At 62.8% G+C, this 14233-nt stretch carries 14 protein-coding genes; 7 read left to right on the forward strand and 7 right to left on the reverse strand.

What is annotated here, in order from left to right; translation table 11 throughout:
• Positions 1-5 precede the first annotated feature (5 nt).
• Positions 6-1169: a patatin-like phospholipase family protein gene (locus ACFXS9_RS06235; protein WP_392686219.1), complete on the reverse strand. Its 1164-nt coding sequence runs from the start codon at positions 1167-1169 to the stop codon at positions 6-8.
• A gap of 62 nt (positions 1170-1231) precedes the next feature.
• Positions 1232-2056 carry a 3-hydroxybutyrate dehydrogenase gene (locus ACFXS9_RS06240; protein ID WP_392686221.1) on the reverse strand — a complete coding sequence of 275 codons (825 nt, stop codon included), beginning with the start codon at positions 2054-2056 and terminating at the stop codon, positions 1232-1234.
• Between the two features lie 187 nt (positions 2057-2243).
• Between ACFXS9_RS06240 and ACFXS9_RS06245 the strand changes: the two genes are divergently transcribed.
• The 3 genes from ACFXS9_RS06245 (at position 2244) to ACFXS9_RS06255 (ending at position 4857) form a co-directional block, all read left to right on the forward strand.
• Positions 2244-3146, forward strand: a complete 903-nt coding sequence (locus tag ACFXS9_RS06245) for a LysR family transcriptional regulator (RefSeq protein WP_392686224.1) — start codon at positions 2244-2246, stop codon at positions 3144-3146.
• 656 nt (positions 3147-3802) lie between these two features.
• Positions 3803-4258: an antibiotic biosynthesis monooxygenase family protein gene (locus ACFXS9_RS06250; protein WP_392686227.1), complete on the forward strand. Its 456-nt coding sequence runs from the start codon at positions 3803-3805 to the stop codon at positions 4256-4258.
• A 29-nt stretch (positions 4259-4287) separates the two neighbouring features.
• Positions 4288-4857 (forward strand): NuoB/complex I 20 kDa subunit family protein, encoded by a 570-nt coding sequence (locus tag ACFXS9_RS06255; RefSeq protein WP_392686229.1) that lies wholly within the window; start codon positions 4288-4290, stop codon positions 4855-4857.
• 87 nt (positions 4858-4944) lie between these two features.
• Here the strand turns inward: ACFXS9_RS06255 and ACFXS9_RS06260 are convergent, their stop codons facing one another.
• Together ACFXS9_RS06260 and ACFXS9_RS06265 are read right to left on the reverse strand one after the other, a co-directional pair.
• Positions 4945-5664 (reverse strand): peroxiredoxin-like family protein, encoded by a 720-nt coding sequence (locus ACFXS9_RS06260; protein ID WP_392686232.1) that lies wholly within the window; start codon positions 5662-5664, stop codon positions 4945-4947.
• 80 nt (positions 5665-5744) lie between these two features.
• Complete coding sequence (locus tag ACFXS9_RS06265) at positions 5745-6029, reverse strand: hypothetical protein (RefSeq protein WP_392686234.1); 285 nt, start codon at positions 6027-6029, stop codon at positions 5745-5747.
• A gap of 231 nt (positions 6030-6260) precedes the next feature.
• On the opposite strand from ACFXS9_RS06265, the gene ACFXS9_RS06270 reads away from it, so the two are divergent.
• The 4 genes from ACFXS9_RS06270 to ACFXS9_RS06285 all read left to right on the forward strand — a co-directional run bounded on the left by ACFXS9_RS06270 (position 6261) and on the right by ACFXS9_RS06285 (position 10178).
• Positions 6261-6752, forward strand: coding sequence for a DUF302 domain-containing protein (locus tag ACFXS9_RS06270; RefSeq protein WP_392686237.1), 492 nt, complete (start codon positions 6261-6263; stop codon positions 6750-6752).
• A gap of 90 nt (positions 6753-6842) precedes the next feature.
• Positions 6843-8204 carry a dihydrolipoyl dehydrogenase family protein gene (locus tag ACFXS9_RS06275; RefSeq protein WP_392686240.1) on the forward strand — a complete coding sequence of 454 codons (1362 nt, stop codon included), beginning with the start codon at positions 6843-6845 and terminating at the stop codon, positions 8202-8204.
• Positions 8205-8336: 132 nt separating this feature from the next.
• Entirely contained in the window at positions 8337-8828 is a 492-nt protein-coding gene (locus tag ACFXS9_RS06280) for a cupin domain-containing protein (protein ID WP_392686243.1), read from the forward strand.
• A 120-nt stretch (positions 8829-8948) separates the two neighbouring features.
• The gene (locus ACFXS9_RS06285) at positions 8949-10178 is read left to right on the forward strand and encodes an MFS transporter (protein ID WP_392686246.1); all 1230 of its coding nucleotides are present in this window, start codon (positions 8949-8951) and stop codon (positions 10176-10178) included.
• On the opposite strand, the gene ACFXS9_RS06290 is transcribed toward ACFXS9_RS06285, so the two are convergent.
• The 3 genes from ACFXS9_RS06290 to ACFXS9_RS06300 are packed head-to-tail and all read right to left on the reverse strand — an operon-like array spanning position 10147 to position 14227.
• Positions 10147-11439 (reverse strand): MFS transporter, encoded by a 1293-nt coding sequence (locus ACFXS9_RS06290; RefSeq protein WP_392686248.1) that lies wholly within the window; start codon positions 11437-11439, stop codon positions 10147-10149. The genes ACFXS9_RS06285 and ACFXS9_RS06290 overlap by 32 nt on opposite strands.
• Before the next feature lie 45 nt (positions 11440-11484).
• Positions 11485-11982: a PRC-barrel domain-containing protein gene (locus ACFXS9_RS06295; protein WP_392686250.1), complete on the reverse strand. Its 498-nt coding sequence runs from the start codon at positions 11980-11982 to the stop codon at positions 11485-11487.
• Positions 11983-12028: 46 nt separating this feature from the next.
• Positions 12029-14227 carry a glycogen debranching N-terminal domain-containing protein gene (locus ACFXS9_RS06300; protein ID WP_392686253.1) on the reverse strand — a complete coding sequence of 733 codons (2199 nt, stop codon included), beginning with the start codon at positions 14225-14227 and terminating at the stop codon, positions 12029-12031.
• Between the last annotated feature and the right edge of the window lie 6 nt (positions 14228-14233).

Here is a 14233-nt window from a genome sequence, read left to right on the forward strand (position 1 = left end):
CCCATCTACTCCGCCGCTTCCGGCATCGCCGCCGTCTGCTCGTGGAGGATGACGCCGGAGAGCGGATCGAACTCCCCGACCCAGGGCTTCTTCTCGAGCACTGTTTTGGTGTGGCGGTAACCGGCATCCCAGCGCTGCATGATGCCGGACGCACTGAAATCGATGTCCTTGGTGTGGTCCTCGCGGCTGAGCTGCGGAGCGAGCAGCCGCACCACATGCATCCGGGTCGGGCAGCCATAGCCCGTCAGTTCCCTCACCGCCTCGCTGTTGCGCTCGGCCTCAGGCAGGCGCGCGGCGAGCTGGTTGATGACGTGGCGCAGCCGATGCGCCTGCTGCTGTCGCGCGATGTGACTGGCGATCCGGCTTGAATACTGCACGTCCTTGTGCCGGTTCAGCACCTCCGCCATCGTGGTCGGCTCGGCGCCAGACGGATTCCAAAGATGCACGGCGAAGATCAGCGAGTTCTTGCGCGGATGATCGTCGAAGACGGCTTCCGTCGGCGTGTTCGACAATATGCCACCATCCCAGTAAAGCTCGCCGTCGATGCGGATCGCCGGGAATGCCGGCGGCAGCGCGCCCGACGCCATGATGTGCCTGACGCCAAGCTCGCAGTCCCGGCTGTCGAAATAGCGCATCTGGCTGGTGCGGACATGGGCGGCGCCGACCGTCAGACGTGGCGAGCATTGATTGACCAGCTTGAAATCGACCAGCTCGGTCAAGGTTCGCTCCAGCGGCGCGGTCGAGTAGTAGCCGGCATTGTCGGCACCGAGCGGATAGGAATCGCCAGCATGGGCCAACGGGTTGGGCCGAAAGAAGCCGGGAATGCCGTTGGTCACGGTCGACCAGTAGGAGAGCTTTTCGTTGAAACCTGGAAAGATGTCGCGGAAGGTCCAGACCGGATTCTGTTCCATCTTCTTCCAGAACTCGCGAAGGCGCGACAATCGGTTCTGCGGCGCGTTGCCGGCGATCAGGCCGGCATTGATCGCGCCGATCGAGGTGCCGATGATCCAGTCCGGTTCGATTCCGGCCTCATGCAGCGCTTGATAGACACCGGCCTGGTAAGAGCCAAGTGCGCCGCCGCCCTGCAGCACCAGGACGATCTGACCCGACTCGGACCTGGCCAGCGATCGCAAGTTCGGCGAAGAACCGATATCCTGAACGTCCTTCATGTCACCCTCCCTCGGATTGTTTGTCGTGCTCCGGCTCTGATTCAATCAGAACCGAAAAGCCGCTAGTGCGCGGTCCAGCCGCCATCGACCGGCAGCGCGACGCCGGTGATCGAAGCTGCCGCGTCGCTGGCAAGAAACACCGTCAGCGCACCGAGCTCTTCGACAGTGGCAAAACGCTTGTTCGGTTGCTGCGCCAGCAACACGTCGTGGATGACCTGCTCGCGAGAAATGCCGTGGGCCCTGGCCTGGCCGTCGATCTGCGCCTCGACCAGCGGCGTGTAGACATAGCCCGGGCAGATCGCGTTGCAGGTGATGCCCTCTTCCGCGGTCTCCAGCGCCGCCACCTTGGTCAGGCCGACGATGCCGTGCTTGGCCGCGACATAGGCCGCCTTGAAAGGCGAAGCGACCAGGCCGTGCGCCGAGGCGATGTTGATGATGCGGCCGAACCTGTTCTGGCGCATCGCGGGCAATGCGAGCCGCATGGTGTGAAATGCCGATGACAAATTGATCGACAGGATCGCGTCCCACTTCTCGACCGGAAACTGATCGAGCGGCGCGACGTGTTGAATGCCGGCATTGTTGACCAGAATATCGAGCCGGCTGTGACTGGCGACCGTCGCCGCGATCATCTCGGCGATTGCTTCCCGGCTCGTCATATCGGCCGCGGAATAGCTGACTTCGACGCCGAAATCGGCGGTAAGCTGATCGCGGGTCTTGGCGATCTCGGCCGCGAGGCCGAAACCGTTCAGCACCACGGCCGAGCCGGCTCCGGCCAACGCACGGGCGATCCCGAGCCCGATACCGCTGGTCGAGCCCGTGACCAGCGAGACTTTGCCTGTCAGTGGCCGCATGGCCGAAGCGTCCTGGATCTTGAGCTGAATATTCATGGGCCGCCCTTTCGTGTGGCTAGCAGCGTCGTAACGAGACCATTTCCACCGCAATCTGCACGCTTGGCACGGCTCCAAGGAAATGCCCTTTGGCTTCCAAAACGATACGCCCGCGCTATGGCGGTTTGGGTAGTCATCGGGGGGCGCAATCGGGTAGCTTTCCTGCACGACAGACCGGGGCACGACCATGGAGATGCATCAGGTTCGCTACTTCCTTGCGGTCGCGCGCGTGCTCAACTTCACGCGCGCCGCCGACGAGTGCAACGTCACGCAGCCGTCGCTGACGCGGGCGATCAAGCAGCTCGAAGCCGAACTCGGCGGCGATCTGTTTCGCCGCGAGCGTCCGGCCGCGCAATTGACCGAGCTCGGCCAGCGCATGCATCCGCTGCTCAAGCAATGTTATGAGGCGGCGACCGGCGCGCGCGAACTTGCCTCATCCTTCAAGAGCGGCGAAGTCGGCGCGCTCCGGATCGCGCTGACCCATTCGGTCGATCTGTCGCTGTTGATTCCGCATCTCGACCAGATCAAGCGGATGTTCAACCGTCTGGAGTTTCGTTTCTTGCGCGGCAACGCCCGCGAAGTCGCGGAATTTCTCAAGAAGGGCGAAGCCGAACTCGGCATTGCCGCCGAAATCAGCGAAGAGTGGGACCGGCTCGATACCTGGCCGCTGTTTACCGAAAACTTTCAGCTCGTCATCAACCGGAAGCATCCGCTGGCAGACCGCGACAAACTCGACTTCGGCGACCTTCGCGCCGAACAATTGCTGTCGCGGAACTACTGCGAACATGCGGCGCGGGTGAACTCTTCGCTTCGCGAACACGGCCTCGACGTCGATCGCAGCCACGAGATCGCATCCGAGCGCGATCTGATCGAACTGTTGGAGGCCGATATCGGCGTCGCCGTGGTGCCCGACACGGCGTCGATCCCGCCGACGCTAAAGCGCGCCAGCGTCGAGGGGCTGGATGCGCGGCGAACGGTAAATCTTTACGGCGTGGCCGGACGTGAACGGACCGCGGTGGCATCCGCCGTGATGCGGATGCTGCGGAGCACCAACTGGCAGCCATTCATCGACAGGAATGGAACTCCTTGAGAGGTCCGGCCGGGTCGGTTCCCCTGGCTTTTCCGCCGCATTGCGCTGAGTGCGGATCCCCTTAAAATCGCGGGCGGCTGCACCATATGGAATCTGGCTGGGAGTTGGAGGGACCGATGAAACCTCATCCGCGCCCGAACCGCAAAGATTGGGAGCAGATCGCCGAGGATCTACAGGAGACAGCGGATAGGCTGCCGCCCGGCGATGACAAGGAAGCCGCCAAACGCAAGGCGTTGCAAATGAGGAAGGCAGTCGAAATCAGAAATTGGCTGACTTCCCCAGGCATGCAACCGCCCCGCTGATGCAGTGCTCCGCAGGGCGGAACCGCGGCGCACGCCTGCCTGGTAGGGTGAAAGTCTGCTCCACAAAGAGCGACCCCGCCATTTGAAATCGCAAAATGACGGGGCCGTCGGAGCATTTCACCTTCTATGAAGGTTACTTGCTCCTTGCAGACGTAACTTTCGACGCGCGATCACGTTCCCGGCTTTTTCGAGATTTTTGAGGTTTCTCCACCGGTTCCACTACCAACGCCTTGCATCCGGGCGGCCACCGGCCTTGTGCGGCAGCGATCCTGTTCGCGCGAGCTTGCACGCCCTCAGGCAATTCTCGGAACCGCTTCCCCTTCCCGGAATTTCTGTAGCTGAGGCGAGGTCGCCATGACTGGACTGCTCGCCGGCGTCGTCGAGCTTGCGGATACCGGCCCGCGCCAGCAACGCTGGGGACCCGCGCCAGGCGCTGCGCCGCGAAGCTGCGCTGAATTCGGTCTCGATCAAGGGAGATCAGCCATGCCGCAGATCCACGCCGACAAGCAACCCGTTACCCAGATCACGATCGTCGAGTCGGAGCCCGAGAAGCAGGCGGAGGCGTTGTCGGTCATGACCGAGCGCGCCCGCTTCATGGCGCGTCAGCCGGGCTTCATATCGATCAGCCTGCATCGCAGTCTGGATGGACGCCGCATCGTCAACTACGTGCAATGGCAGAACAGCGACCTGCTGCGATCGGCCCATCAATCGCCGGAGTTTCGCAGGCAGTGGGGCCATTTCGACGAAATCACGAGCGAGATCGATCCACATCTGTATGAAGTTTCTGCCGTCATAGACGGGAAAGCGTAAGCCTCGCAACAACCAGTGGGAGCGGCCCGATGCCAGACTCCCGACAATTGATCACGCCCTCCGGAACGGGAATCTTGGACCCGGGGACCGGCGCTCCCGTGCGTGATGACTACTTTTTTGCCGGATTGAACAATGAGCTCAGCGACAAAGGCTTTTTCGTTACCGCCGCCGATGATTTGATCACGTGGGCCCGCGGCGGTTCGTTGATGTGGATGACATTCGGCCTCGCTTGCTGCGCAATCGAGATGATGCAGATGGCGATGCCCCGCTACGACGCCGAGCGGTTTGGATTTGCGCCCCGAGCCAGTCCACGGCAGGCCGATGTCATGATCGTCTCCGGTACACTCTGCAACAAGATGGCCCCCGCGCTGCGCAAGGTCTACGATCAGATGCCCGAGCCGCGATATGTGATTTCGATGGGTTCGTGCGCCAACGGCGGCGGCTATTATCACTATTCGTACTCGGTCGTGCGTGGCTGCGACCGCATCGTTCCTGTCGATATCTATGTTCCGGGCTGCCCGCCGACCGCCGAAGCGCTGCTGTACGGCGTGATGCTGTTGCAGAAGAAGATTCGGCGTTCAGGCACCATCGAACGCTGACGTCGATCGCCCGGAAAACGGGAACCTTGCCAGAACCGCGCTCGAAGGCGCTCCGGGTGCGATCCGCAAGCCGGCGAACGGATTTCTCTATCGCTCTTCGCCTGCACTCTTCAACGCGGCGATCAGATCGTCGATCTCCATGCGCTTGCGGAAATCGGGATCGACGAAGCGGGCTTTTACCAATCCATCGCGGCCGACCACGAAGGTAGCCGGGATCGGCAGCACCCAGCCGTCATTGCCCTGAAAACTCGCCATATCCTGATACGAAAGCAGCCGCTGGATTTCGGTGCCGAGCCAGATCGCGAGGTTGAGCGACAGCGCGTAGCCGTTGTCGAGATCGGTCAACACCGGGAACGGCGCTGCGGCCTCGGATTTGAATTTCTCGGCATAGGCCTGGGTCTCCGGCATGATCGCAACTGTCTGCGCGCCCAATGCCCTGATCCGGTCCTGGGCCTGGATCACCGCCCTCACGTTTAGCCGGCAGTAAGGGCACCAATGGCCGCGATAAAACATCACGGCGACCGGACCGTGGTCGAGGAGCGATTTCAGGCTTACCAGCCGGCCGGCCTCGTCCGGCAACAGGAACGGCGGCATCACCTCGCCTGGCCTCGGCGCGTTTTCGCCGCCGCCGTTCTTATTGAGCCGCGCCACCAGCCGGTCGACCGCTTCGCCATAGGCCGGAAAGATCTCCCGTCCCGCCGCGGCGTAGGCCTCGAGCTGCTCGCGCAAGGTACCCTCCATGTCGCGGCATTGCTGGAACGCCTCCTTGAGGCGTTCGGCGTTGGCTGGCGATAGCGTTGTCGTCATGGCTTGCTCCGGCATATCCATATTATTTTCCGGCTCGGGCCGCCCCGCAAGGGCGGCCCGAACGCTGCAGTGCTCCCGCTTCAGGGCAGATAGAAATTGCCGGTCGGGTCAAGCATGCCCGAAGTCGAATAGAGCTGGCCCTTGTCCATGAAGAACACGGTGTTATCAGGCACCTTCTTGGCGTTCTTCATCATCGCGTCGTGATTCTTGGGCGTCGAGGCCATGGCCATCGCCGACATCTTCCCCGGACCGGCATACATGTAGGCCATGCCCGGATTAAATTCCCAGGGGACTTGCGAGAAGGCGGTCGTTGCAACGGCAGCAAAGGCCGCGGCGGCAATCAGGGTCTTGGAAAGGGTGGTCATAGGAAATTCCTCAAGATTGACATCGCGCCCGCCAATCGGACGCTGGCCCATCAGAGGATGGACTTCCCTTGATTTGAAATGCCGTTGCACAATCGGTTCGATAGCCATGGCGTATTGAGGGGCAGCGATAGTCCGCCGCTATCGACTTGAGAGCGGATGCGCATTTCATATTGGCCGGCCGAACGTTCATCCTGTCATCGACAAGCATGCGCCACCGACAGGAGGTTTCCCATGACACGCCATCTGACGAACCGCTTTGCAAATTTCTTTGCCACACTGCTGCTGGCGGTGCTCGTGCTTTCAGCCATCTCGGCAGCACGGGCCGACAGCGACGATGGCATCGTTCGCGTCAAGAGCGCGGTGCCGATGCCGGAGGCGATCAGCCGCATCAAGGCGGATATCGCAGCCAAGGGCATCAAATTCTTCAGCGAGATCGACCAGTCGAAACTCGCGGCCGGTGCCGGCATCAAGCTGCGTCCCTCGACGCTACTGGTGTTCGGCAATCCGCCGCTCGGGACGCAATTAATCGCCTCGAATCCGAACGCCGGGCTTGACTGGCCGGTCCGGCTATTGCTGACGCAGGACGACAATGGCGACGTCTGGGCAGTCTGGACCGATTTCGGATGGATCGCCAGGCGTCACAACATCAGGGACCGTGTGGCGCAGTTCGAGATGGCGACCAAGGTGGTGGGCTCGATCACCTCGACCATCACAACCAAGTAACCGTGTCGGCCCGCTTGCCGCAAGCTCATCAGGCTGCGCCGCCGGCGCGGCCTGATCGCATCCGGCGTTGCCAACAGAGGAGTTCATCCGATGACACTGGAGAAATTTGACGTTGTCATTCTCGGCGGCGGCAATGCCGGCATCGGTGTCACCGGACCGGTCCGGCGCGCGGGAATGTCGGTCGCGATGATCGAGGCCGATCTTCTCGGCGGCACCTGCCCGAACCGCGGCTGCACGCCGAAGAAGGTGCTGGTGGCCGCCGGTCACGCGCTGCACGAAATCGAACGCGCATCCATCCATCACATAGCTGTCGGCAAGCCGAAACTCGACTGGGCCGCGCTGATCGACCGCGAGAAGGACATGATCAAGGACATCCCTGCCAATCTCGCTCGCGCGATGGCCAAGCGCAATGTCGAGGTCATCAAGGGCCACGGCGCTTTCACAGGCTCCAATACAATCCGCGTCGGAAGCCGGACACTCGAGGCCAGGCATATCGTGATTGCGACGGGATCGAAGCCGCGGCCGCTGCCGATTCCAGGAGCCGAGCTCATGATCACCTCGGACGAAATCCTGAGCGAGCGCGAACTGCCGGCCTCCGTGATCTTCATCGGTGGCGGTGTCATCGCGCTCGAGTTTGGCCACGTCTATGCGCGCGCCGGTGCTGCGGTCACGATTCTCGAAGCGCTGCCGCAGCTATTGCCTGCCATGGACGCCGACGCCGTCACGCGCTTGCAGGCCGAGAGCGAGCGCATCGGCATTCGCATCAGAACTGCAGTGAGCGTCAAGCAAATTGAAAAGGTGAAGGACCGCCTGCGCGTCGTCTTCAGCCATAACGGCACCCTGCACGCAGCCGAGGCCGACCGTGTCGTCAACGGCGCCGGACGCATCGCCAATGTCGATACGTTGGATCTTGCGGCGGGCCAGGTCGAGCAAGCCAATGGCCGCATCACGGCCGACCGCCATCTGCGGTCGACCTCCAATCCCAACGTATATGTCTGCGGCGACGCAGTTCCGACCTCGCCGCAACTGTCGCCGATCGCGACCTATGAGGGCGACATCGTCGGCCGAAACATCGTCGAAGGCGCTAAGTACAGCCCGGACTACGCGAGCATGGCGACATCGGTCTACACGGTGCCGCCGCTCGCATCGGTTGGCCTGACGGAAGCCGCTGCCAAGCAGAAGGGTCTTGCGATCGACGTCCACGTCAATGACATGCTCGACTGGTTCTCCGCGAAAACCTATGCCGAAACAGTGGCGTGGTCGAAAGTAATCGTCGATCAGGCCACGGACCGCATCCTTGGTGCTCATTTCGTCGGGCATTCGGGGCAGGAACTGGTGAACATCTTCGGATTGGCGATGCGCTTCGGCATTACGGCGAGCCAGATCCGGGAAAACGTCTGCGCCTATCCGACCTTCTCCTCCGACATCAGACACATGCTCGGCCACGGCTAGTCTTACCGCATAGCGCGGAGCTATCGAGTCAAAAGCCAACCGGCATTTCCTCTCGTGCGCCATTTCCACGATGGTGGTGACGTAGCCGGCCGAACCATCCGGGGCCAAGGCAAAACCAGAGGAGACCACGACATGTCCAAATCCAACGTCACGTCGCGTATGGTCTGGCAGGGCCTCGCGCTCGCCGGATTGATCGCAGGCTCGGTTGCGACCGTCCCGAGCGCCGTGGCCGGCGAATGCCCGGCCGGGAAGATGCAGGCAAATGTCCGCCCGATGGTCGACCACAAGCCGGTCGGCGTCACCGACGTCACGCTCGGCTCGATCAACCTCGAAAAGCAGCCGGCCAACATCAGGGATCGCGAGCTGCGCTTCCGCAAGCTGACCATCGAGCCCGGCGGCATCGTGCCCTGGCACAGCCATGACGACCGGCCTGCGCTGATCTATGTCCAGCAGGGCGAGATCGTCGAATACGCTAGCAACTGCTCGGAGCCGATCGTGCACAAGGCCGGCGAGATCAGGCCGGAAGTCGCCGGCACCTCGCACTGGTGGAAGAATCTCGGCAAGGAGACCGTCATTCTCTATGTCGGCGACGTCCGCAAGGATCCGCACGACCACAATATGTAAGGAGCCGTAACGAGCGCTACCCGACGTCTCGTTGCCGGATGTGACGGCCTGGGGTCCCCGTGTCGCCCCACACGCCCAGGCGTCACATCCTTCTTTCTCGATAAGATATTGAGAAGCGCCATGACCGGCATGTCCGCGCCGATGAAATCCCAAGCGATGGAAATGCATGGTCACTCACCGGGCGTAGCCCTGCGATCCCTGGTCATTGGCCTCACGGCCTTCCTGACCGTGGTGGATCTGTTCGCAACGCAGGCGATTCTTCCCTCGCTGACCCGGCACTACAATGTAACACCGGCCGCCATGGGTATCGCGGTCAATGCCAGCACCATCGGCATGGCCATTGCCGGCCTCGTTGTCGGCTTCCTCAGCCCGCATATCGATCGCCGGCTCGGCATTCTCGTCAGCCTGGTCGTGCTCGCAGTCCCCACCACGTTGCTGGCGATCGCGCCTGATATCATGACGTTTACGGCGCTTCGCATCGCCCAGGGCCTCTGCATGGCCTCGGCGTTCGCGTTGACGCTGGCCCATCTCGGCGAGCAATGCAGTTCGATGGATGCGGGCGGCGCGTTCGCGGCCTATATCACCGGCAACGTCGCAAGCAATCTGATCGGCCGGCTGGTGTCGGCGGCGGTGGTCGACACGCTCGGGCTGGCCTCGAACTTCTATTTCTTCGCGCTGCTCAATCTCGCCGGTGCCGTGCTGGTTTATTTCACCATCCATCGGGTCAAGCCGATGCACGCGGTGCTCACGGCGCAATCGCCACTCGCGGCAACGATCGAGCATTGGCGTAGCCCGGCGCTGCGTTCGGCTTTCGCTATCGGCTTCTGCATCCTGTTTGCCTTTATCGGCACCTTCACCTTTGTCAATTTTGTGCTGGTCCGTGCACCGCTCTCGCTCGGACGGATGGACCTCGGCCTTGTCTATTTCGTCTTCGCGCCATCCGTGGTCACGACTCTGTTTGCCGGCAGGGCTGTCGCCCGGTTTGGCACGCGGCCAGCGATCTGGGGGGCGCTCGCGGTGGCAGCAGTTGGATTGCCTTTGATGCTGTCTTCCCACCTGCCGCAAGTATTGGCCGGCATGGTACTGGTCGGCATCGGGACGTTCTTTGCGCAAGCCTGCGCCACCGGCTTCGTCGGCCAGGCCGCCAGCGACCACCGCGGCATTGCCAGCGGAACCTATCTTGCCTGCTATTTCCTCGGTGGTCTCGTCGGCAGCGCCGTGCTGGGCCAGTTGTTCGACCGCTTCGGATGGAGCGCCTGCATCGCCGGCGTAGGCGCGTCGCTCGCCATCGCGGCGCTATTGACCGTGGGCCTCACGCTTAAACCTCGCTCCGCCGGGTCTCCGGCATGAACGCCCAGATCACCGTCAAGCCAAGGGCTGCGATCCCCGCCAGCCCGATGAACGCGACGCTGCTGCCAAAGATATCGCTGATATAGCCCGCCAATACCGTGCTCAGCGAAGCACCAATGCCGGTCGCGGTTCCGACGATCCCCTGCGCCAGATTGAAGTGGCCGCTGCCGTAGGCGACATCGGCCACGATCAGCGGCACCATTACGCTGAGCACGGCCGCGGTAATGCCGTCGAACACTTGCACCAGGACCAGAACGTAGGGATCGCTAACCACCGCAAACAGCAAACCACGGATCGCCAGCGCAGCGAACGCCATGAGCAGCAGCGGCCGCCTCCCCCACGCCTGAGCCTTGCGCCCGACCGAGGGTGAGGTCAACGCGACGATCGCTTGAGGTACGATGATGCAAGCCGCAATCAGCACTGGCGCCCATTGAGCCGATCGCGTCGTGACCACGCCGGCCATCAGCGGCAGCATGGCGGCGTTGGCGAGTTGAAACAGCAATACGCCGCCGGCGAATATCAGCAGCGGGCGCTGCCGAAGGAGATGAAGTACACTGGTCGCCTCCTTGTCGGCGGTCTTGGTATCGTCGCCGTCCTCGCTCAGGGCACCGTGCGCCTGCGCCACGTTGATTTCCTGGCCACGAATCCGGGCAAGAGCCAACAAGGTGGGAATTGTGAGAAAGAAGGTGACGAAGAAGACCGACTGGCTTGACAACAGATAGCCGCAGGCTCCCATCAGCGCCGCCGCTGAACCATTACCCAAGGACGCGAAACGGGCATTGCGCCCGAGCCGTTCCCCGATCGCAAACGGCCCGACCAGGCCGAGGCTAATCGCAGCGATTGCCGGACCCAGCACGCAGCTCGCAAGCGCATGCAAGATGGCGGCCGCAGTCACTACCGGGAAGATCGGCCACAGAGCGTAGGCCAGCGCGGCGCAGCCGATGGTGGCGACCGCGAGCCCCGCCACCAGCCGCTCGGAACGGGCGGCATCGACGACAGCTCCGCCTGGCATCTGCCCGAGCAGGCCGATGATCCCGCCGATCGACAGCACGAAGCCAATCTCGACCTGCGTCCATTTCTGCGTGGTGAGGTAGACCGCAATAAACGGACCGAATCCGGTCTGCACGTCGGCAAGAAAGAAGATGAACCAGTCGAGGCCGCGCTGGCTCTCGCGCGACGGTTTGTGCCGCTCGCCGGGCGCGGGCGGCAGCGGCACAACATTTCCCTCGCCGGCGGATCGCCCATGGCGATCGTCGTTCATCGGATCGAGCGACTGGGACGGACGCGCGATCAGACCGTTTCTCCTTTATTTGTCGAAATCCCACGGCTGTAAGCGGCCGGCCGCACCGAGCACGATGACCGGCGCGTCCTGCTTGTATTCCGGCGCCGCCATCACCTGTTCCTTGCTCAGCTCGAGCGTGATGCTGTCACTCTTGTTGGCAATACGGCCAAAACGCAGCGCACTCCAATCGACGACGATCTTTCGGCTGCCGACACCGAGAAAGCCGCCGAAATCGATGACAGCGGCGCGCACAGTGCCCTCGCGGTCCACGATCACGTCGACGATGCGTCCCATATTTTCGTTGGCCGGACTGCGGACTTCGCGGCCCAGAATGCCGAGCGCGTCGCGGGCGCCGATCACAGTGACCGACGGCGGAGGCGCCGGTTCCTTTTTCGGGGCATCTTTCGCGGCATCGGCCGGAGCAGCTCGGCTTCCCGGCGGTCCATTATCTTCCGCTGCCGAAACCGGGAGGCTCATCGCTAGCCCGGCGATCAGCGATATGATGACAATACCGGCGCGCATATGGCCTCCTGAACTCCGAAGACGCATGGATAGGAATGCACGACCGCTAGTGCGTCAACACGATCGACACCTGAATCTGTCCGCGCGTGCGCAATACCTCGAGCGAGACTTCCTCGCCGTGGCGGCGGACCCTCAAGTCGACGCTGGAGGGCCCGAGCCGCAGATCGCGCAATACCACCTCGTTGAGAAATTCCGGCAGGCGCGGATCACGAAGACGGATCTCGCCGCCCGCTGCATCGAATTCGAGACCGAGCGTCGCCTCCAGCAGGGTAAAGGGCGTCGCGCTGGCCCAGGCCTGCGGCGCACAGGCGACCGGATAAAGCACCGGTCCGCGCCGCTTCTCCCGTCGGAATCCGCAGAACAATTCCGGCAGCCGCCGCAAGTCCATGTAGCTCGCAGCATCGAACAGGCCCGTGAACAGATGCGCCACCGAATGCTTCAGGCCGTAGCGTGCAAAACCGAGCGCGATCAGCGCGTTGTCGTGCGGCCAGATCGATCCGTCGTGATAGGACATCGGGTTGTAGCGAATCTCGCCATAGGCGACGGTGCGGATGCCCCATCCCGAAAAGAATTTCTGGCTCATCAGATCGGCCGCAACAAGGCGGGCACGATCGGTCCGAACGATGCCGGTGAAGAGAAGCTGGCCGGCATTGGAAGTTCGGACCTTGCACGGCCGCTTGGCGCCATCGAGCGCCAGCGCATAGGTGCCGAGCTCCTCGCACCAGAACGCCTCCTCGAAGCGCTCGGCCAGCAGCAGGGCGGCGGATTCGAGTTCTGCCGCCCGGTCGATCAAGCCCAACCGCCGGGCGCATCGCGCCGCCAGCCGCTTGGCGGCAAATACATATCCCTGAACTTCCGCCAGCGCGATGTAGCCCTCGGCGAGCTGTCCATCGGCGTGGAAGATCGCGTCGAAGGAATCCTTCCAGCCCTGGTTGGCAAGCCCCTGCTCGGTGGCGCGCTGGTACTCGACGAAGCCGTCACGATCAGGGTCGCCGGGGCCGTCGATCCATCGCAACGCCGCCTCGATCGCGGGCCACAGTTCGGCCAGCGTTTCCTCGTCGCCGGTGCGCTCGACATAGAGGCCGGCCAGCAGCACGAACAGCGACGTCGAGTCGACGCTGCCGTAATATTGCGCGAACGGCACTTCGCGCAGCGCCGCCATCTCGCCGCCGCGCATTTCGTGCAGGATCTTGCCAGGTTCGGCATCGGCAAGCGGATCGATCTCCTTGGCCTGAAAATGAGCCAACCGCCGCAGCACGCCCTTGGCAATGCGCGGATCGATCCACAACATCTGCAGCGCGGTGATCAGCCCGTCGCGACCGAACGTCGTTGAGTACCAGGGGATGCCGGCATAGGGGTATCTGCCCTGCGGCGTATCCGTCATCAGCATGTTGAGATCGGCCATCGCCTGGCACAGCACCTCGTTGAAGATATTGTTCGACGTCTCGATGCTGGCTGCGCCGGCCGTCGACCGCCGCATCTCGCGGCGATGCGCCAGCAGGCCGCGATAGAACGGTACCGGCTTCTGCATGGCCGGCTTGTTGCAGGATACCGCGACGAACAATGCGATCACTTGCCTGGGTTCCAGCTCGAAATGATAGGTTGCAGAATTGACCGCGAGCCGCGTCGGCCGCGGCTCGAAATGCAACGCTGTAATGCGGACCCTACCGTCGAGCCCGCTGTATTCCAGCATGACATCGGCGGGACCGAGCAACCGGCTGGAGCCTATGCCCCGGCGCGACCGGCGCTCGCCGCGCACCTCGAACAAATCGGCGAAATCATTGTCGAACAGCAGCGTCAGGTCGAAGCTCGCCGGCCGGTCGCCGTGATTTTGCAGCGCGATGCGCTGGTAGGCGGTGCCGCGCCACAGGAAAATCGAGCGAACGATGTGCAGCGTGTCCTTCTGCAACGCCAGCCTGCCGTTGCGGTATACGTCGGAATTGGTGAGATCGACGGTCAGCGCCGAGTTATCGTCGCGCAGATTGGAGCCGAGCAACAGCGGCTGGACTTCGTCGAGCACCATCTCCAGCCGAGCGAGGTAACGCGTGTCGGCGTTGAACAGACCGTCGGGCCCGCCGGCGGAGGCGCCGATATCGCCATGGCTGTCCAGCACGATAAAGGTATCATCATGCTTGAGCGAGCAGCGCGGCCGCGTCGCCGGGCCCGTCATCGGGATGTAGAATGGCGATTCCGCTACGTGTTCGGCAGCCTGAACGGTGATCAGTTGGCTGACTTCGGCTGTCATTTTGAC

The organism is Bradyrhizobium sp. RDI18 (genome assembly GCF_043203335.1).
Taxonomy (GTDB): Bacteria; Pseudomonadota; Alphaproteobacteria; order Rhizobiales; family Xanthobacteraceae; genus Bradyrhizobium; species Bradyrhizobium retamae.